The 20,560-nt window shown below is 44.0% G+C and carries 19 protein-coding genes; 13 read left to right on the top strand and 6 right to left on the bottom strand.

Annotated elements, in window-relative coordinates:
• Window positions 1–6: 6 nt before the first annotated feature.
• The 8 genes from QZ371_RS05740 to QZ371_RS05775 all read left to right on the top strand — a co-directional run bounded on the left by QZ371_RS05740 (window position 7) and on the right by QZ371_RS05775 (window position 9,821).
• The gene (locus QZ371_RS05740) at window positions 7–2,385 is read left to right on the top strand and encodes a bifunctional (p)ppGpp synthetase/guanosine-3',5'-bis(diphosphate) 3'-pyrophosphohydrolase (RefSeq protein WP_295210541.1); all 2,379 of its coding nucleotides are present in this window, start codon (window positions 7–9) and stop codon (window positions 2,383–2,385) included.
• A gap of 21 nt (window positions 2,386–2,406) precedes the next feature.
• Window positions 2,407–3,051, top strand: a complete 645-nt coding sequence (locus QZ371_RS05745) for an MBL fold metallo-hydrolase (protein ID WP_295210543.1) — start codon at window positions 2,407–2,409, stop codon at window positions 3,049–3,051.
• Window positions 3,048–4,541 carry a coproporphyrinogen dehydrogenase HemZ gene (gene hemZ / locus QZ371_RS05750; protein ID WP_295210545.1) on the top strand — a complete coding sequence of 498 codons (1,494 nt, stop codon included), beginning with the start codon at window positions 3,048–3,050 and terminating at the stop codon, window positions 4,539–4,541. Before QZ371_RS05745 ends, hemZ begins: the two co-directional genes overlap by 4 nt.
• Window positions 4,525–5,883: a 23S rRNA (uracil(1939)-C(5))-methyltransferase RlmD gene (gene rlmD / locus QZ371_RS05755; protein WP_295210547.1), complete on the top strand. Its 1,359-nt coding sequence runs from the start codon at window positions 4,525–4,527 to the stop codon at window positions 5,881–5,883. The genes hemZ and rlmD overlap by 17 nt, the downstream gene beginning before the upstream one ends.
• 70 nt (window positions 5,884–5,953) lie before the next feature.
• Window positions 5,954–6,421 carry a GNAT family N-acetyltransferase gene (locus QZ371_RS05760; protein WP_366558704.1) on the top strand — a complete coding sequence of 156 codons (468 nt, stop codon included), beginning with the start codon at window positions 5,954–5,956 and terminating at the stop codon, window positions 6,419–6,421.
• 344 nt (window positions 6,422–6,765) lie between these two features.
• Window positions 6,766–8,259, top strand: a complete 1,494-nt coding sequence (locus QZ371_RS05765; protein WP_295210551.1) for a hypothetical protein — start codon at window positions 6,766–6,768, stop codon at window positions 8,257–8,259.
• 356 nt (window positions 8,260–8,615) lie between these two features.
• Window positions 8,616–9,566 carry a hypothetical protein gene (locus tag QZ371_RS05770; RefSeq protein ID WP_295210680.1) on the top strand — a complete coding sequence of 317 codons (951 nt, stop codon included), beginning with the start codon at window positions 8,616–8,618 and terminating at the stop codon, window positions 9,564–9,566.
• A gap of 9 nt (window positions 9,567–9,575) precedes the next feature.
• A complete protein-coding gene (locus tag QZ371_RS05775) occupies window positions 9,576–9,821 on the top strand; it encodes an ATP-binding protein (protein WP_295210552.1) in 246 nt (81 codons plus the stop codon).
• 23 nt (window positions 9,822–9,844) lie between these two features.
• On the opposite strand, the gene QZ371_RS05780 is transcribed toward QZ371_RS05775, so the two are convergent.
• Entirely contained in the window at window positions 9,845–10,819 is a 975-nt protein-coding gene (locus QZ371_RS05780) for an SPFH domain-containing protein (protein ID WP_295210554.1), read from the bottom strand.
• A 33-nt stretch (window positions 10,820–10,852) separates the two neighbouring features.
• A complete protein-coding gene (locus tag QZ371_RS05785) occupies window positions 10,853–11,296 on the bottom strand; it encodes an NfeD family protein (RefSeq protein WP_295210556.1) in 444 nt (147 codons plus the stop codon).
• Window positions 11,297–11,592: 296 nt separating this feature from the next.
• Here QZ371_RS05785 and QZ371_RS05790 point away from each other — a divergent pair, with 296 nt between their 5' ends.
• Both QZ371_RS05790 and QZ371_RS05795 read left to right on the top strand, forming a co-directional pair.
• Window positions 11,593–12,924, top strand: coding sequence for an MATE family efflux transporter (locus tag QZ371_RS05790; protein ID WP_295210558.1), 1,332 nt, complete (start codon window positions 11,593–11,595; stop codon window positions 12,922–12,924).
• 9 nt (window positions 12,925–12,933) lie between these two features.
• On the top strand, window positions 12,934–13,362 hold the full coding sequence (locus QZ371_RS05795) for a MarR family transcriptional regulator (protein WP_295210560.1): 429 nt from the start codon (window positions 12,934–12,936) through the stop codon (window positions 13,360–13,362).
• Between the two features lie 4 nt (window positions 13,363–13,366).
• Here QZ371_RS05795 and QZ371_RS05800 read toward each other — a convergent pair whose 3' ends face one another.
• From QZ371_RS05800 to asnB, 3 genes are read right to left on the bottom strand one after another with little or no spacing between them, the layout of a single operon-like run.
• Entirely contained in the window at window positions 13,367–13,852 is a 486-nt protein-coding gene (locus QZ371_RS05800) for a hypothetical protein (RefSeq protein ID WP_295210561.1), read from the bottom strand.
• An 8-nt stretch (window positions 13,853–13,860) separates the two neighbouring features.
• Entirely contained in the window at window positions 13,861–14,421 is a 561-nt protein-coding gene (locus QZ371_RS05805) for a hypothetical protein (protein ID WP_295210562.1), read from the bottom strand.
• A gap of 34 nt (window positions 14,422–14,455) precedes the next feature.
• The gene (asnB, locus tag QZ371_RS05810) at window positions 14,456–16,288 is read right to left on the bottom strand and encodes an asparagine synthase (glutamine-hydrolyzing) (RefSeq protein ID WP_295210564.1); all 1,833 of its coding nucleotides are present in this window, start codon (window positions 16,286–16,288) and stop codon (window positions 14,456–14,458) included.
• A gap of 445 nt (window positions 16,289–16,733) precedes the next feature.
• On the opposite strand from asnB, the gene QZ371_RS05815 reads away from it, so the two are divergent.
• From QZ371_RS05815 to nrdG, 3 genes are all read left to right on the top strand, one after another.
• Window positions 16,734–16,928 (top strand): hypothetical protein, encoded by a 195-nt coding sequence (locus tag QZ371_RS05815; RefSeq protein WP_295210566.1) that lies wholly within the window; start codon window positions 16,734–16,736, stop codon window positions 16,926–16,928.
• Window positions 16,929–17,416: 488 nt separating this feature from the next.
• Complete coding sequence (locus QZ371_RS05820) at window positions 17,417–19,675, top strand: anaerobic ribonucleoside triphosphate reductase (RefSeq protein ID WP_295210567.1); 2,259 nt, start codon at window positions 17,417–17,419, stop codon at window positions 19,673–19,675.
• Window positions 19,676–19,678: 3 nt separating this feature from the next.
• The gene (nrdG, locus tag QZ371_RS05825) at window positions 19,679–20,194 is read left to right on the top strand and encodes an anaerobic ribonucleoside-triphosphate reductase activating protein (protein WP_295210569.1); all 516 of its coding nucleotides are present in this window, start codon (window positions 19,679–19,681) and stop codon (window positions 20,192–20,194) included.
• Between the two features lie 65 nt (window positions 20,195–20,259).
• Here nrdG and QZ371_RS05830 read toward each other — a convergent pair.
• A partial coding sequence (locus QZ371_RS05830; RefSeq protein WP_295210571.1) for a hypothetical protein occupies window positions 20,260–20,560 on the bottom strand: 301 nt, incomplete at its 5' end.

A 20,560-nucleotide genomic window follows, 5' to 3' on the forward strand; every position in this document is an offset into this window, starting at 1 on the left:
TGAAAAATGTCCGAAGAAAACAAAGTTATTGATAACACAGCTGAGAAAACTGAGGTCAAGACAGAGGAAAAGCCGCAGGATATCGAGATCAAGACCGTGGAAGCCACAGAGCTTCCGGCAGTTAAAACCGAAGAGCAGGTCGCAGACAATGCCAACAGCCCCGTGCCTGTATCGTCACGGCCTGAGCATATCGGCGAAAAGTCTGTCTGCTCCATAGATACCCTCATTCAGAAGATACTTGACGGCGAGCGTCAGTATGACCTTTCAAAGATAGTTTCGGCTTATGAGCTTGCGGAGAAATATCACCACGATCAGAAGAGAGAGTCGGGGGAGCCTTATATCACCCACCCTCTTGCAGTCGCATATATACTTCTCGAGCTTGGAATGGATACAGACACCATTTGTGCGGCGCTGCTCCACGACGTTGTTGAGGACACGCCTTGCACTCTTGAAGAGCTTCAAAAGCAGTTCGGCACGGACGTTGCAATGCTTGTAAACGGCGTAACAAAGCTGAAAAAAGTGGAGACCTTCACAAAGGACGAGCAGAAGGCTGAGAACATCAGAAAGATACTTCTTGCGATGAGCGAGGATATCCGTGTTATCATAATCAAGCTGGCGGACAGGCTTCACAATATGCGGACACTCAATTTCTGCAAGGACTCAAAGCGCCGCACAATCGCCCACGAGACGATGAACATTTATGCGCCGATAGCCCACCGCCTTGGAATACGTTCTATCAAGGACGAGTTCGAGGACTTGGCGTTCTATTATCTCGACCCATACGCTTATGCGGAGATCGACCAGCAAATGGCGCTCAGAAAGGGCAGCCGTGAGGAGCTTGTTGAAAGCATAAAGCACAAGATACACGACAGGCTCGCAAAGGATTTTGACCCTGTTCCGCAGATCGAGGGTCGTGTAAAGAGCAATTACGGAATTTACAAAAAGGTCTACCGTGACGGCAAGGAGATAGATCAGATATACGACAGATATGCCGTGAGAATAATCGTCAACACGGTGACGGAGTGTTACAACGTGCTGGGCATTATCCACGATATGTTCAGACCTATCCCGAATAGGTTCAAGGACTATATCTCTACGCCGAAAGCTAATATGTATCAGTCTTTGCACACGACTGTTATCGGACGTGAGGGCATACCTTTCGAGGTGCAGATAAGAACTTGGGAAATGCACAGGACTGCTGAATATGGTATCGCCGCCCATTGGAAATACAAGGAAGGCGTTAAGGGCAGTTCAAAGGACGATCAGAGACTTGCTTGGATAAGACAGATCATCGAGTCACAGCAGGAGTCAAACGACGTTGAAGAGATAGTAAGGGCTATCAAAAACGACCTTGCCCCCGAGGACGTTTTCGCATTCACGCCAAAGGGCGATATGATAACGCTGCCTGTTGGTTCGACTGTTATCGACTTTGCTTATGCTATCCACACGCAGGTGGGTCACAAAATGTGCGGCGCTAAGGTGGATAAGAAAATGGTATCTTATGATTACCAGATAAAGACAGGCGAGATAATCGAGATACTTACCACCAATGTTGAGGGTCACGGACCTAGCCGTTCGTGGCTGAATATATGCAAGACCAACGAGGCGAAGTCAAAGATACGCTCTTGGTTTAAAAAGGAAAGACGTGAGGAGAACATTTTTGAGGGACGAAACGCCCTTGAAAGAGAGTTTCGCAGAAATAATATCAGAGTACCTGAGGAAGAACTTGAGGACTTCCTTAAAATGGATATGCACAGGCACAGCTGTGAAACGCTGGACGATTTCTTTGCGGCTATCGGTTACGGCGGCGTTCAGCTTTCAAAGGTTATGCAAAGGCTCAAGTCGGAGTATAACAAGAAGTACGGCGAGAAGCCTCAGACGGATATAGGCGAGCTTGAGGCGACGAAGAAGTCCTCAAAGAACTCAACAGGCGTTATCGTGGACGGTATTGACAACTGTGCAATTAAGTTTGCGCAATGCTGTAATCCTCTGCCGGGGGACGAGATCGTGGGCTTTATCACGAGAGGTCACGGAATTTCCGTTCACAAAAAGGACTGCGTGAATTATCTTTCCCAGAAGGACGACCCTTCAAACGCTGAGCGCTGGGTAAACGTCAAGTGGGAGAACACGGAGAAGCCGACGGGCTACTTCAAATGTACGCTCGATATCATCGCTGTTGACAGAATAGGTCTGCTGGCGGACGTTTCATCGGCGCTGGCTATGATAAATATTTACATTTATGAATCATCATCAAGAGAGCTGAAAAACGGCAACGCAATGCTGACGGTAACAGTAAGCATTGCAGGAATGGAACAGCTCAACAACGTTATGAACAAGCTTCAGAAGATCAAAAACGTTATTTCCGTTGAAAGAAGCGGTAAATAAATTGGCAGGAAAGGAAAGCTTATGAGAATTATCAGGCTAAAGCCTCTGAGCATTTGCGAGACGAACAGCTATATCGTTGCAAGCAATGAAAACAACTGCGTGCTTATCGACGCACCGGCAGACCCCGATTATATACTGGGTGAGATCGAAAAAAACGGTCTCACTCTCAAAAAAATATTTCTGACACACGGCCATTTCGATCATATCGGCGCTGTGGCTGACCTTGTTGACCGCACGGGCTGCGAGGTCTATATTTCCATTATGGACAGGCCGAAGCTCACCGACGACGCCGGAATGCTTGCAAGCCTTTTCAGAGTGAGGGGTCATAGAAATTATGAGGGCGAGGTGCAGGTTATCGCTGAGGACGACGTGCTCAAGCTTGACGAGCTGGAGTTTGACGTGCTGGAGACCCCAGGCCACACCAGCGGTTCGGTATGCTATATCTGCGGCACGGATATTTTCACGGGAGACACGCTTTTTGCAAGAAGCGTTGGCAGAACTGATATGCCTGATGGAAGCACTACAGCGCTTATGAAATCCCTTGGAAAGATAGCCGACCTTGGGGGCAATCTGACTGTTTATCCGGGTCATATGAACGTGACCACACTTGATGCAGAGAGAAAGTATAATCCATATCTGAGACAGGCGGCGGAGGCTCTGAAATGACCTTAATATTCAGCGGAAATGATTATAAATACGAGTTGGAGGGGGTAATGAAGCTTTTTATCCCCGCCACTCTTTTTACGCATATTTATTCGGACAAGATCGAAACTGAGGACGATTATGTTTTTGCGGCGAAAGAGCCTATATGTGAAAATGACTGCAACAAATGTGAAACCGATACCACACAGGCAACGCTGCTTTACGTTATCGTGAGCCTTAATGGAAAGGTCTGTCGAAAGGAAGAAAAGGTGTCGGACGACTGCGATATGGAGCTGACCCTTTCAAGGCTGCTTTACAATGCGATGAGCGAGTTGACGGGAATAAAGCCGAAATGGGGCGTTATAACGGGAATACGCCCTGTCAAGCGTGTCAACGATATGCTCGGCGAGGGAATGAGCCGTGACGAGATATACAAGACGATGGAGCAGAAATATCTTTGTTGTGAGGAGAAGTGCGATATCGCATACAAGACGGCGGTGACGCAGAAGCCTGCGCTGGACGCTCTTGACAGGGAGAGTTTCAGCTTGTATATCTCTGTGCCATTTTGTCCGACGAGATGTTCGTACTGTTCATTCGTTTCGCAGTCTATCGAGGGGTGTATGAAGCTTATCCCAGAGTATGTGAACAAGCTTTGCGAGGAGATAGTTTACACGGCTGGCATAACAAAAAAATTGGGATTGAAGCTTGATACTGTATACTTTGGCGGCGGAACGCCTACTACCTTGACGGCGGCGCAGCTTGACAGGGTTATGAAAACAATTGCGGCAAGCTTTGATATGTCTGCGGTGAGGGAATACACCGTTGAGGCAGGCAGACCTGATACTATTACAGAGGACAAGCTTAGGGTACTGAAAGAAAACGGCTGTGGACGTGTTTCGATAAATCCGCAGACGATGAATGACAGTGTGCTTGAAGCTATTGGACGAAAGCACAACACGGCGCAGTTTCTTGACAGCTTTGCCCTTGCGAGAAAGGTGGGCTTTGATTCGATAAATACGGATATCATTGCAGGACTGCCCACGGATACTGTGGAAAGTTTCAAGAATACCATTGACAGTCTTATTGATCTTGCGCCTGAGAACATAACTGTTCACACCCTTTCAATAAAGAGGGCGGCAAGGCTCAATCATAGCGGCAACAGGGAAGTGCTTAAAAATCCTGCGGACAAAATGGTGGAATATGCAACGGAGCGTTTGCTTGAAAGCGGCTATCTGCCTTATTATCTTTACCGGCAGAAAAATATGCTGGAAAACCTTGAGAATATTGGTTGGACAAAGGCAGGGCACGAAAGCCTTTACAACATTTACATAATGGAAGAGGTGCAGACCATTCTTGCAATGGGCGCCGGTGGCTCGACAAAGCTTGTTGACCTTGAGGGCGGAAGGTTGCAGAGGGTATTCAATTACAAATTTCCGCTGGAATACAACAAGCATTTTGAGCTTATGCTGAAAAGAAAGAATGAGATAGAGGAATTTTATGCTGAAAAAGAATGAGATAATCAGACTTGAGATAAGCGGTATGACAAACGAGGGCAACGGCGTTGGTCGGCACGAGGGCATTGCGGTGTTCGTGCCTATGACCGTTATCGGCGACGTAATTGATTGCAGGATCGTGAAGGTGTGCAAGACATACTGCTACGGCATTATTGAAGAGATCGTTGAGGCTTCGGAAAACAGGGTGGAGGACGACTGTCCTGTTTACTCTAAGTGCGGCGGCTGTTGTTTCAGGCATATGACATACGAGGAAGAATGCAGGGTAAAGGACAAGTTTATCAGAGATTCTTTTGAGCGCATCGGCAAGCTTTATCCCGAATATGACGAGTTTATGGGCTGCGAGGAGCTTGAGGGTTATCGCAACAAGGCGCAGTATCCTGTGGCTGAGCAGGAGGGCAGAGCGGTTTGTGGATTTTACTCGAGGCGTTCCCACAGGGTATGCGATCACAGAGAATGCGCATTACAGCCCGTGATATTCAGCGAGATCGTCGGAGACATAATGGGTTATGTGAACGATCGCAGGATAAAGGCATATAACGAGGAGACGGGCAGGGGGCTGCTTCGGCACATATATTTGCGCAGAGGTGAGCACTCGGGTGAGATAATGGTCTGTCTTGTGGTGACTGATGTGAAGCAGAGGGGGCTTTTTGAGGAGCTTGTCGGTCTGCTGGTGAAAAAATACGCTGACATAAAGAGCATTGTGATCAACGAGAACAGCAAAAAGACCAACTGTATTCTCGGACAGAAGCTTGTGACTATTTATGGCAGCGACACTATTCACGACATTATGTGCGGCAACGACATTGAGATATCGCCGCTTTCATTTTACCAGGTGAACACCATACAGGCGGAGCGGCTTTACGGCATTGCGGCGGAGCTTGCTGGGTTGACGGGCAAGGAGACGTTGCTTGATCTTTACTGCGGTGCAGGGACTATCGGGCTTTCGATGAGCGGAAAGGTGAAGAAGCTTATCGGTGTTGAGATCATTCAGGCGGCTATCGACAATGCAAAGCGGAATGCTGCGGCCAACGGCGTTGGCAACGCTGAATTTATTTGCGGCGACGCAGGAAAGATCGCTGAGATACTTTATCAGCGAGGCGAGCGGCCTGACGTTATCATTGCCGATCCTGCGAGAAAGGGCTGCACGAGGGACGCACTTGAATATATGGCGAAAATGGCTCCGGACAGGATCGTGATGATATCCTGCAACCACGCCACGGCGGCGAGAGACTGTGCGATACTTGGCGAGCTTGGTTACAGGACGGACAGGGTCAGAGGGGTGGATCTGTTCGGGAGAACGAGCCACGTTGAGTGCGTAGTAATGTTGACAAAGGGATCTTGATCCTATGCGTGCCAGCGTTTTTTGAAATAAACATATACCTGTATTTTGCTTAATTGAGAGGATGATTCGTTTGGATCTTATATATAAAAAAGGAACGATAGAAGATATAGATCTACTGACCAAAACAAGAATAGAAGTTTTGCGGGCAGCTAATAAACTATCGTCTGATATTGATATGTATGAAGTAGAAAGGTTTTCTTATGAGTATTATAGACAAGCCTTTCTTTATGACTCTCACACCGCTTATTTGGTTTTTGATGGCAATAAATTTGTTGGTGCAGGTGGAGTTAGTTATTACCAAGTTATGCCTACCTATCATAATCCAAGTGGAAAGAAAGCATATATTATGAATATATATACTAGTCCTTCATATCGCAGAAATGGTATTGCCACAAAGACGCTGACATTACTAGTTGAAGATGCAAAGAGAAGAGGTATCAATGCTATTTCTCTTGAAGCGACAGAAGAGGGCAGACCTTTATATGAAAAGTTTGGATTTGTGCAAATGAAGAATGAAATGGAGTATATTGGGACTTAGGGAATAGAGATCGTGTGTGCTTTCGTTGGACGAACTATGTAGAGTGCGTGTTGTTGACGAAAAACGCCTATTTTACATAAGACGAAAATAACAGCTTAGAGTTTCGGTTCAGAAAGCTATCGAATATTATTTGCGATAGATAGATTTTTCATTAGACCAATGTAATATTAATAGGATTATAGTTTATAAAAGAAATGCTACTGGGAGATCACTAAAATGAACATAGAATTTAGAGAGTATAAGTGGATATACATCTAATTGGAAGACTAATGCGGAGCAGAAGTTTTATAATCTTATAATAGAATAAAAAATTGTAAAATTATTTTTGCAGAAAGGCGGTATATATGAATGAAATAATTATAAATCCAGATGGAAGCTCAGCGGTGGTTTTTGGAGAAAGAATAATAGCAAAAAAGCCGACAGAACTTTATGTTAATGTTATGAGTCTTATTTTGAGATCGCATCCAGAAATAATCGGCCAAAAGGAAACTCACTTCACTTGTGATAAATCACGTGCTGACAGCTATACTGGTACTACACGCAATGTGCTTATTAGTGGCAGACCTGTTTATATTAAGACTGGATTTTCTACCAAAGATAAAATTAAGGGTATTGAAAAGATTTGTTTGCTTGCGGGTATAAGTTTTTCTGTGGAAAATGTTAATTTAAATGACATTGGACTTTGCGATGATGATCATAGAATGGTCGAAACACCCAAACATGATAATGATAAAAAAGAATATGTATCATCCGATATATATTCTTTTGATGATACTGAACTTGTTTTTGTCACAGAAGAAATTGGTTCGGGTGGTGTACCATCTGCTGTTTCTGAAAAGAAGTCGGAACACTTTTTTGAACAAAAGGCAATATGTCACGATAAAACTGATGATGAAAAGCAAGAACAGATATTAGGGTCTATTATGATTGCTTTTAAAGCGATTACTATCCAGAATGACATGAGAAATCCAAAAACTAAAGGGATATCATATTACTCTAAACATTATGCTGATTATAGAATAAGCAATATTTTTGGAAAAGTTAAGGATTTAAATTATGCCGGGATCCACTCTTGTGGGATAGTTCATGACAATCTTGGTGATTGGGTTCTTGGAGAACATAGAACTCCAAAAGGTAAAGAGCAGCTTATTAAAGATTCTATCCCTGTTTATGAGATCCCAAAGATCGGTAAAGTGAATGCATATACTTTCTTTGAGTATTCCAGTTTTGATAATGGTAAGTATTTGAATTATCAATACTTGGTTTGTGCAGTGGACGACGTAATTTATCTATATGATATTATTGAAGAAAAGTCATATAAGATAGGTAAAGGCAATAGAATAATAAATCTTTTATCTGTGGGTGAGTTATTATTTGTTACAGAAATAGATGATTTTAAGTATGTAGGTCGAAATGATTATGAATTTCAAATGGGAGACTTTGGATATACAAGTGATGACTATAATGCAATATTGCAACTAAGAGTAATTGATCTCTGTGGAAAAGAATTATTTAAGACTTTAAATATTGATTCTATTATAGGCTCTTGTCCAATAAAGTATAGTGGTAAAGAATACTCGTCATTATGTTTTACTGATACTAACCATAATCGGTTTAGTGCGGTCAAAAATATTTTAAATACTGATCAAGAAGAATGGAAAGTCAAAAAAATCAGCGATATTAAGAATGTACTAGATCATAATAATGTAAGATTAAGTGAATATTATAAAATAAAACCAGATGTAATTACTTATGCAGACAATCGTATACTTATATGGGATGAAAATAAAAATAAAGCGATCGCTTACAATATAAATGAGTATTTCAAGGAAAAATAACATATTAACGGACAGTTCCTTCAATATAATAGTGTATTTATAAGCAATCAGCAAATTTCATATGAAGTAAATAGTAATAACCAAAAACGCTCCTCATCACCGGTTCTGATCCAGTGTTGAGGAGCGTTTTGGTCATTCTTCTCATTCTTAAATTTCAGCCCAGATTAAGCGTATTAAATATTTACATGGTATCTGAAACATCTATAACTTTTAGGTCGTTGGAAGATACATTGCAATGTTGTTTATTGATGTTTCCTAAATTTATATATCCACTGAAATACGTTGTTGCTGAGGACATAACCGAGGATCAATTCATTTTGAAAAGGCTAAACAACGACTTTTATACAAGCAATGTAATGGGATTCATTGGTTACGGCAGAGAAAGATTGATAATAAGTTCACGGTTCACAAATGATGATAAAGACTATTTTTTACAGTATCTTCTGAAAAAAGTAGTTGGCTTTCCTAATATAATGAATCTTCAAACTGATTCCAATAAGGGAAATCATTTGTTCAGCTTTTTGATATTTTTGTTTCCATACTACGTCAAGAATGCCTTAAGAAAAGGGCTATATAATGAATACATATGTCGTAGATATAATGACGGAAATGTTAAGGGCGTTATAGATGTTGCAAGACATATTGAAAAAAATACTCCGTTTATAGGCAATATCGCTTACAGTCAGCGAGAATTTTCATATGATAATAGTCTAGTTGAGTTAGTGCGTCATACAATAGAGTTTATTAAAAGTAAACCATATGGTAACATTTTGTTGGCAGGAATAAAAGATGAAGTTAAACTTGTAGTAGACGCAACACAGAATTATAAGCAATGCGACAGACAAAAAATCATTGAGGAAAATAAGAAAAAAACAATAAGGCACGCTTATTACCGGGAGTATCGTGATTTGCAGCGTTTGTGCATTTGTAATATCGTTGCCGAATATGACGGCTCGGGGTTGGGCTGTGATGAGATAATGAGCCGTATCGACCTTGACCCTGTGCTTGATACTGTGACTTTTCCTGAAAAGACTTATGCTATCCGCCTTACAAATGATGATGAGTCACATATTGATATATCAGCCGTTTGTCGTGTTGACGGGCAATGTGTGGTGATCGGCTATTCTTATACCTTTGCCGAGTATGCGAATATTGTAAAAAATGCCATTCAGACACTTGTGTCGGGCTATGCTCCCGAAAATGACGGCACGACTGTGCTCACTCACGAATTTATCAACCTTGCGGAATTGACCCAGAACATCGTGACCATAATCGTTGACAGGGCAATGGAATCGGGCATTATATGAATTACGAGCGTGGCAAATCCAAAATTCCATATCCATATATTTACGGCAGCCCTGTGCATTTACGGCAACTGCATAAAGTACAACAGGCTCGGCGGAATGATAACCACCGTTGTTGAGGGCTGGGACGACAGCAACGGCGTGTGCGTTTATCGCTGGATGATATCTGACACGGGCAGAGGAATGAGTCCGGAATTTCTAAAGCACATTTTTGACCCATTCGCACAAAAAAGCACGCCCGAACCCGAGCGTGCTTAATATTTTTATTTACAGACAAGCGATTACTGCGGCTTCTTGTTCTCCGCAATAACTTCCTTGAGACCTGTTGCAAGACCTGCAAGGCTCTGTATCTCGCTTGGAATGATGATCTTTGTTGCCTTGCCGTCAGCAGCCTTTGCAAATGCTTCAAGGCTCTTGAGCTGGATCACCTGCTCATTAGGATTTGCGTTGTTCAGCTTTACGATACTGTCAGCCAATGCCTTCTGTACCATATCAATAGCCTGCGCTTCACCCTCTGCCTCACGGATCTTCTGCTCCTTGACAGCGTCTGCACGAAGGATCATCGACTGTTTCTCAGCCTCAGCCGCAAGTATCTGTGACTCCTTGTCAGCCTGCGCTCTGAGTATCTTTGACTCCTTTTCACCCTCTGCAACAAGAACCTGTGACTTCTTTTCAGCCTCAGCCTGAATTACCTTTTCACGTCTCTCACGGTCAGCCTTCATCTGCTTTTCCATTGCGTCCTGAATCTCTCTTGGCGGCAGAATGTTCTTGAGCTCAACTCTCTGCACCTTGATGCCCCAGCGGTCTGTGGCTTCATCAAGGATAGCTGTTATCCTAGTGTTAATAATGTCACGAGATGTGAGCGTTGCTTCAAGATCAAGGTCGCCGACGATGTTTCTCAGAGTCGTTGCTGTGAGATTTTCGATAGCTGAGATAGGTCTCTCAACGCCGTATGTAAACTGCATAGCGTTTGTGATCTGGAAAAATACGACCGTGTCGATCTGCATTGTTACGTTATCCTTTGTGATAACTGACTGCGGCTTGAAGTCTACCACCTGTTCCTTGATGGAAACTCTCTTTGCCACTCTGTCAATAAAAGGCACTTTAACGTGAAGTCCCGTGCCCCAAGCAGCGTGGAAGGCGCCCAGTCTCTCAACTACATAAACATATGCCTGCGGTACTACCTTGATGTTGCTTATTACAACGATTATAAGGAATACGATCACCGCCAGCGCAATATAAATTCCCGGTTCCATAATTGACCTCCTAAATGTTACATATTATGCAAGTTATCTTTTCAATGAAACGATAAGCTTAGCTCCGTCCACCTGTTCGACTGTCACGGGCGTGCCCTGTTCGATAACAGAACCGTCAGCGGATACCGCCGCCCAGTTCGTGCCATCAAGCTTAACTCTGCCCTTGCTGATCTCGTTGTTTATCTTTTCCGTCACGATAGCGGTCTTTCCAACGTCCAGCTCATAATTTGTTGCGACAGTCTTTTTCTGAAGTTTTTTAACGGCAGGTCTCGTCAATATCAGCAGAACTATCGAGCCTGCAACAAAAACGATACATTGCACAAGGAAAGAAGTCTTGCCGATTGCGCAGAACATTGAAGCCAATGCTGCGATCGCAAGCCATATAGATACCAGCGCCGTACCAGTTGCCACTTCGCAGATCACGAAAAATACGAAAGCCACCGCCCAGAAAACGATAAGAAACGTAGCCATTGCCATATTCAAACCTCCAATCCACACATATTTGCGCACACAGCGCAACACCGCACAGCTTTTCTGTACGATATTATATATTATAACATATTATTTTTATCTTTACAATAGTTTGCCGCAATAAATTTCACACTTTACTTATTTTTTATAAAGTATATAGCAAAAAGTGTCAGCATACCGCCAAAAATTTTGCAGGCTTTGTAAACATTCAGTTAATATCAACTATTGCCATTGACTTAAATTTTTTATTGTGTTACAATATCTGATGTACGATTTCGTACATTGTTTTTGGGAGGTACAAAATGAACATCAAATTATCAGAACATTTCGGCTATAAAAAGCTGCTGAAATTCACCCTGCCGTCTATCGTTATGATGATATTCACATCTATTTACGGCGTTGTTGACGGCTATTTCGTTTCAAATTTTGCAGGCTCGACCCAGTTTGCGGCGGTCAATCTTATTATGCCATTTCTTATGATATTCGGCGCCGTGGGATTTATGATCGGCACAGGCGGAAGCGCCCTTGTTTCAATGAAGCTGGGTCAGAAAGAAGATAAAAAGGCAAATGAGATATTTTCTTTGCTTATATATGTGCTCATAGGCGTGGGAATCGTTTTTACCATTTCGGGTATCATACTTGTCCGCCCTGTTGCAAGCCTTCTTGGCGCTGAGGGCGATATGCTCGATTACTGCACGACTTATGGCAGGATAATAATGTTAGCACTTGTGCCATTTATGCTGCAAAACGTGTTCCAAAGCTTTCTTGTTACCGCTGAAAGACCTAATCTCGGACTTTACATCACCATTGCCGCAGGCGTCACAAATATGGTGCTTGACGGACTTTTTATCGGCGTTTTTAAGTGGAGCATTATGGGTGCGGCCACAGCCACGGCTCTCAGCCAGGCAATCGGCGGACTTATCCCACTTGTTTACTTTATCCTGCCAAACAAAACGCCTTTGCGCCTTTGCAAGACCCATTTTGACGGCAAGGCAATACTCAAAGCCTGCACCAACGGCGCTTCTGAATTTATGACAAATATTTCAATGTCTATCGTCAATATGCTTTATAATTTCCAGCTTATGAAGATAGCTGGCGAAAACGGCGTATCGGCTTACGGCGTTATAATGTATGTAAATATGTTCTTCGTTGCGATATATCTTGGCTATTCCATCGGCACAGCGCCGATCGTTGGCTATCATTACGGTGCAGACAATACCAACGAGCTCAAGGGGCTTTTCAAAAAGAGCCTTCGCATAATCGGCGGTGCGGCAATAATCATAACCGCCTTAGCTCAGATACTTGCGCCGATACTTTCGGGACTTTTCGTTGGCTATGATGACGCACTATATAAAATGACGGAAAACGGCTTCAGAATTTATGCCATATCGTTTCTGCTGGCTGGTTTCAACATTTACGCTTCGTCATTCTTCACAGCCCTCAACAACGGCTTTATCTCGGCGCTGATATCCTTCGGCAGAACACTTGTGTTTCAGATACTCAGCGTGCTGATACTTCCTTTGATCTTTGGTCTCAACGGCATTTGGTCGTCGATTATCGTTGCGGAAACTTTAGCACTTGTGCTTTCTGTGACCTGCTTTGTCAAGCTTCGCCACAGATATCATTACGCATAGGAGGATATTATGTTAAAAGTCGAACTGAAAGAATTTAACAATATACTTGCGACCATTGAGAGCCTTTACCACGATGCCAACGTAAAGCTTGGCATATCTGATAGCGAATTCAACATTCTGTATACGATCTGCTATAAGGGAGTGGGCTGCAATCAAAGCGAAGTCTACCGATTTTCGGGGCTATCACGATCAACGATCAATTCCGCTCTGCGCAAAATGGAAAAGAACGGCTTGCTTTATCTCCGTCAAGGCGAGGGGCGCAACACGAAATTATATCTCACCGAAAAGGGCGAGGAGTATCTTCACGACACAGTCGAGCGCATCGTTGCCGCTGAGAATCGGATATATCTTAGTTGGACGGAGGAAGAGCGCAAGGCTTATGTTGAGCTGAACCGAAAATACGCAAACGCATTAAAAGAAGAGCTGAAAGACCTTTGATCTTTCAGCTCTTTGTTTCGATATTTATGACAACGCTGCCTGCGCTGTAAAATGTCTCGGGCTCATACGCCATAATTTTAAGTTTTGCCATACTGACTTGCCTTTTGATCGTGACTGTCGGCAGGTATTCGCCTTGACTTATCAGTCCGCTTTCGCCGATGATATCGCCGTTTTCACCAAGCACACGAATTTTCAAAAGCACTCCGCTGTCGTCTGGGTCGGTCAGATAAACCTCAAGCTTATCATCGCTTAGCACAGGTTTTGCGCACAGCGAAAATCTGTAATTCTTTGCGTCGAAATCTTTATAATCTGTAACGTCATCAAGCTTCGGAACGCCTTTTTCCGCCGAACTGTCAAAAGCAGGGGGCACATAAGTAGGCGTTTCGTGGCTTATTTGGTTATCCGAATTGCAGCCCAAAAGTGCCCAAAGCATAAAGCCTATCGCCGCCGCACACACCAAGGTCAATGGCAAGATCAACTTTTTCAGCATTCGATACCTCACTTCACCACGATCTTGACGGGTATCTCGCTGCCGACTACTGATTTTTCAGCTGTGGAGCTATCATAATAAGTCAGCTGAAATTTGCCCTCGTAAGTGCCTTGAACAAGCTTGTCGGTGTCAACATTTTCAAGTTTGTCAATCTGATATCCCACAGGGATACGTCCGCTGCTGGCGATGACTTTGCCGTCGATAGTCAAATCCAGCAGTATATCTTGGTTCGACTTGTCGGGGTTTTGAAACATAATATCGGCGGTCTTGCTTTCAAGGGAGAGCTCGACAACATCAGAATATACCAGCGAGACCTTGCTGCCGCCTGTTTCATCTTTATCGCTATCGTCAGATTTTTCAGCAATAGGCAGGGCGTTATCCGCAATAGGCACGGGCGCATAATCAAGGGTCGATGAGCTGTCGGCAGTTTTGACAGCCCTTTCACGTCCGTGTAGAGCCGCAGCAGCGATAAGTATCGAAACAGCCGTCACGATAAGCAGGATAACTATTATTATCTTGTATTTGCGCTCGTTATCCTTGTCGGCGTTAGTGTTTTGGCTCTGGGGCATTGCGGCTCACCCTTTCTATTACTTTTATATTGTATCAATTCTCCTTAAAATAAACATCATACCAAACCAGGAATGAGAATACTGTCCAGATCTTTCTTGAATAATCGTACTTGCCTGCACGGTGATCGTCAAGAAGCTGAACGAGCTTGTCGGTGTGGAAGAACTGAGCGGACTCAACTGAGGTGAACTTACCCTTTACTATGTTGTAATACTTGTCTTCCTTGAGCCATACTCTGATCGGAACAGGGAAGCCGAGCTTCTTCTTCTTTGCGGTCTGAGGCGGGCAGGCACGGAGAGCTGCAAGTCTCATTGCGTACTTTGTCTCAGTCTCGGTAACTCTGTCCTTGACCGGTATCTGCTCAGCAAGCTCCATAACCTTTCTGTCGAGGAACGGTACACGAAGCTCAAGGGAGTGTGCCATACTCATCTTGTCAGCCTTGAGAAGGATATCGCCTGTCATCCAAAGGTGCAGGTCGATATACTGCATTTGCGTTACCTGATCCTGATCTCTTACCTTATCATAGAAAGGCTTTGTGATAGCCATTGCGTCGGGAGCGTTCGTCTTAATGCTGAGAAGCTCTTTGCGCTCCTTCTCAGAGAAGATGTAAGCGTTGCCGATAAATCTCTCGTCAAGGTCCTTTGAACCTCTGATAAGATAGTTGATACCGTGCTTGTGGGGCAGCTTTTCCGCAACTGCGCCGACAGCCTTTCTTATGGGTCTTGGAATCTTGAAATAGCTTGCCATATCGGCTGGATTATGGTAAATGTTGTATCCGCCGAATATCTCGTCAGCACCCTCGCCCGAAAGCACAGCCTTGACCTTTTCGGAAGCTATCTGGCATACAAAGAACAGCGCAACAGCGGCAGGGTCGGCAAGAGGTTCGTCCATATGATACTGAATCTTTGCAAGACTGTTCCAGTATTCTTCCGGACTGATGACCTTTGAGAAATTCTCCTTGTGGATATATTTTGAAAATTCTTTTGCATAGCCGATCTCGTTGTACTTTTCATCCTCGCCAAAGCCGACTGTAAATGTCTTATCAACGTCAGCAACAGCGGCAACATAGCTTGAGTCAACGCCGCTTGAAAGGAATGAACCGACCTCAACGTCGGCAAACTTGTGGACGTTCACAGAGTCCTTGAATGTGTCAGAAATCCTGTTTACCCAATCCTCAAGGGCTGGGCCGTTATCAGCGTGGAACTTGACTTCCCAGTATCTTCTAACGTTCAGCTCGCCGTTTTTGTATGTAAAGCAATGAGCGGCAGGGAGCTTGTAAACGTTCTTGAAGAAAGTCTCAGTTGTTGGTGAATACTGGAATGTGAGATAAGTCTCCAGCACGTCAGTATTCAGCTCTTTCTTGAAGTGTGGGTGATCGAGGAAACTCTTGATCTCAGAGCCCCACATAAGAGTCTCGCCCATTTTTGCATAGTAAAGAGGCTTAATGCCGAAGAAATCTCTTGCGCCGAAAACCTCGTTGGTGTTCTTGTTGAAGATAACGAAAGCGAACATACCTCTAAGCTTGTCGAGCATATCCTCGCCCCATTGTTCATAGCCGTGGATAAGCACCTCAGAGTCAGTCTGAGTATAGAAGCTGTGTCCTGCGGCAACAAGCTCTTCACGCAGGTCTTTATAATTGTATATCTCGCCGTTGAAGGTGAGCACAAGGGACTTATCTTCATTGAAGATAGGCTGGCTGCCTTGGTCAGAAAGGTCGATGATCGAAAGTCTGCGGAAGCCCATTGCGATCTGCTCGTCAACATACTTGCCGTCCGAGTCAGGACCTCTGTGTTTTATTCTATCCATCATTTTTCCGAGAACGATGGAAGCGTCGTTTATTTTATTAGTAAATCCAACAAAACCGCACATATAAAAGCCTCATTTCTGTTAAATTGGGTCTGCGTGGTCTCTGAAACAAGCGTCTCAGCTACACAAACATATAAAAGGCAACGCCGCACAAGGAACGCCTAACGGCTTTGCACGCAATCTGCTTGCAGATTTTTCGTCATATCACCCAAAAACGTTTTGACTAACGCTAGTTAGCCTGCACCGTTTTTAGATGATCTGACAAAAAATCTGACGGCGCATCTTACGCACAATCCTTGTGCGGTGTTGCCTTAATTATTATACACTATATGAGCATTTTTTGCAAGGGGTAAACACGAAAATTAAACAAAAAAATCAGTCTGACTTTGTGCATATAAACAGGGTCGGCGGCAGAAATTGTCAGCAGAATATTTTTCACAAAGCTGTTGAAAAATGAGAAAAAGTATAGTATAATTGTTATAGAAATTGAATTTTGGAGAAATGCTTTATGGAAGAAAATAAAGATAACAAAAAGAAAAAGGGTTTTAGGATAGACTTAGTGCTGATCGTGAGCTTCTTTGTGCTGCTCATATCTTTCTGCGCTTATATGATGAACACCACTCTTGAAGACGTTGTGAAAGAGGAGACAGGCAAGCCTGTTATCACCCACGATTACACTTATGAGAGTTCATCTGAAAGTTGATTATATTTTTAAGCTGCATAGTTCAAATTATGCAGCTTGTTTTCTTGATGTGTGTATGTAAAGTTTAATAACTTGCCAAGTCGTAGCTAATATTGCTATTAAAAGTGGTATCCAAATATGGCGTATTTTATATCGAAACGTTAGGAATTTATGTTGTGCAAATAGTCGTAAAACGGCGTAAATTTGCACTTTATGTGTTAAGCGCAATTACTTTACATGTACAATTGTTCGGATTTATTGAAAACATTGTGTAAAGCGTTACTGCTTTATTTAATTGTATTGCATTTTTTGATGATGAATGTTGAAAATTTTAGCTTGTGCACTTATAACAAAAGAGCAGGTCGCAATTTGTCATAAAGTCACTTGACTTTATACTGATTATACTATATACTTGTATTGTATGGCTATGTTCATACTATATATTGTGATTTAACTTTGACGAAAACTAAAAAACATAAAAATTATCAAATTATAACGGAGGCGGTTTTGTGATTATCAAAATTAAAAAGCGTGACGGTCGAACTGTAACATTTAATATAGAGAAGATTGCTAATGCTATCTATAAAGCTGCCGAGTCGGTGGGCAAGGATAACTATGAGGAGGCGCTGGAGCTTTCGGGCAAGGTTGTTGATATGCTTATGGCGAAAAATCTTGCGCTGCCTACTGTTGAGGAGATACAGGACTGCGTTGAGCGTGTGCTCATCGAGGAGGGTATGGCGGACACCGCTAAGAGTTATATTCTTTACCGCTCCAACAGGACTAGGGCGAGAGATATGAACACACGCCTTATGAAGGTCTATGAGGACTTGACCTTCCAATCGGCGAAGGATAATGACCTCAAGCGTGAGAACGCCAATATCGACGGCGACACGGCAATGGGCACAATGCTCAAGTACGGCTCCGTGGGTGCTAAGGAGTTCAACGAAATGTACGTTCTTGCGCCTGAACATTCCAAGGCGCACCAAGAGGGCGATATCCATATCCACGATCTGGATTTCTACACGCTGACCACCACCTGCACACAGATCGACCTTACAAAGCTTTTTGATAAGGGCTTTTCCACGGGTCACGGCTATCTCAGAACGCCTAATGAGATCTTGAGCTATTCGGCACTTGCCTGCATTGCTATACAGTCAAATCAGAATGACCAGCACGGCGGACAGTCTATCCCTAAGTTCGATTACGATATGGCTGAGGGCGTGAAAAAAACTTTCAAGCACCGTTATCGTGACAATATCGGCAGGGGTCTTGCGCTGTTGGCGGACGTTGCCGACGCTCAGAGCGTTGCGAAAAAGGTAACGGAAATGCTGGACGAGCAGGGTCTTGTGGCGACCCTTTCCAATGATAATGGCTATCAAGAGGCGGAAGCGCAATTTCTTGTGAACTTTGCCGAGCCGAGAGTTGTTAAGAAGATTCAGAGCTTTGCATATAAAAATGCGCTTAAAGAGACTGATAAGGCAACCTATCAAGCTATGGAAGCCCTTATCCACAACCTTAATACGATGAATTCAAGAGCTGGTGCTCAGACGCCTTTCAGCTCTATAAATTATGGTACTGACACCTCTATCGAGGGCAGACTTGTTATCAAGAATATCCTGCTGGCGGAAGAGGCCGGTCTTGGTAACGGCGAAACGCCTATTTTCCCGATACATATTTTCAAGGTCAAAGAGGGCGTGAATTTTAACCCTACCGACCCGAACTATGATCTTTTCAAGCTTGCCTGCCGTGTTTCAGCAAAGCGTCTTTTCCCGAACTTTTCGTTTATTGACGCACCATTCAATTTGCAATACTATAAGCCGGGTGAGCCGGATACTGAGATCGCTTATATGGGCTGCCGCACAAGAGTTATCGGCAATGCTTATGACCCGACCCGTGAGATCGTGACGGGCAGAGGCAATCTTTCATTTACGACGATAAATCTGCCACGTCTTGGCATTAAGGCTCAGCGTAATATCGGCGCATTTTTCGACAGCCTTGACGAACTTATGGATCTCTGTATAGACCAGCTTATGCACAGATTTAAGATACAATGCTCAAAGAAGGTGAGAAATTATCCTTTCCTTATGGGGCAGGGCATATGGCTTGATTCTGAAAAGCTCACCGCTGATGATACTCTTGAGGAAGTGCTCAAGCACGGCACGCTGTCGGTGGGATTTATCGGCTTGGCTGAGTGTCTTGTGGCGCTGACTGGCAAACATCACGGCGAGTCGGAAGAAGCAAGAGACCTTGGACTTGAGATAATCACACGAATGAGAGATCGTATGGACGAGGAAACAAAGCGCACAGGGCTTAATTTCTCTCTCCTTGCAACACCTGCCGAGGGACTTTCGGGCAGATTTGTGCGAATGGATAAGGAACGTTTCGGCGAGATAACAGGCGTGACGGACAGGGAATATTATACCAACTCTTTCCACGTTCCTGTTTATTATCCGATAACAGCCTTTGAAAAGCTCAAGATAGAAGCGCCTTATCACGCCTTGACAAATGCAGGCCATATAAGCTATATTGAGCTTGACGGCGACCCGCTGAACAATCTTTCGGCATTTGAAAAGGTCGTAAGATATATGAAAGAGGTGGGCATAGGCTACGGCTCTATAAATCATCCTGTTGACCGTGACCCTGTTTGCGGATACACAGGCATTATCGGCGACAAGTGCCCTAAGTGCGGACGTTCTGAGGCGGAGCACAGCAAGGTCATTCACGAAAGGATACCTCGTGCAAAGGTCTCCTGCGAGGGCGACAGGTAAGCTATGAAACTTCGTATCGCAGGAACTGTGGGGGAGTCTATCGTTGACGGGTCGGGCTTTAGGTACACCATATTCACCCAAGGCTGTCCTCACGGCTGTGAAGGCTGTCACAATCCTCAGACCCACGATTTTAACGGCGGTATGATCGTTGACACCGACCAGCTTTACAGCGAGATAATAAAAGACCCCCTTCTTGACGGCGTGACTTTCAGCGGCGGCGAACCTTTTTGTCAATGCAAGCCGCTGGCGGAGCTTGCCCGAAAGGTGAAAGCATTTGAGGGCTTTCCGCTGAATATCATTTCTTTCACGGGTTATACTTTTGAATATCTGACAGCAAATGCCAACGCTGAAAACGGCTATATGGAGCTTCTCAAAGAACTTGACTATCTTGTTGATGGGCGGTTCATACTGGCGCAGAGGAGCCTTGAACTGAAATTTATGGGCAGCAAAAATCAGCGCTTCATTGACGTTCAGCGGTCGCTAAAAGAGGGCAGAGCGGTGGCTATCACACCATATTAATAGAAAACAAAAAAGCGAGCTTCGATCTTACGAAACTCGCTTTTAATATTTATTGCTATTGCTTTTTAATTGCCCAGCAGCTCAAACACGCTCTCGTCGCCGTAAACGCGCTCAGCCTCTTGGCTTATAGTCGTGTCAGCGTCGTCGGATTCTATGAAAACAGGGTTTTCAAGCTTCAACTTCGGGCTGTCGGTCTTAGCTTTTGTGACTGTCTGCTCGCTCTTGATATCGCTGCCATTGACATTGTTGTCGCTCTTTTCAACCTCTGCCGCAACCCCCGAAAGCGAGGTGCAGCCGACTATTGCTGCGGCGATAACAAGGTATTTTATGGTATGTATCATACGTCTATTTTGTCTTTCCATAATA

This window comes from Ruminococcus sp. (assembly GCF_019423705.1).
GTDB lineage: Bacteria > Bacillota > Clostridia > Oscillospirales > Ruminococcaceae > Hominimerdicola.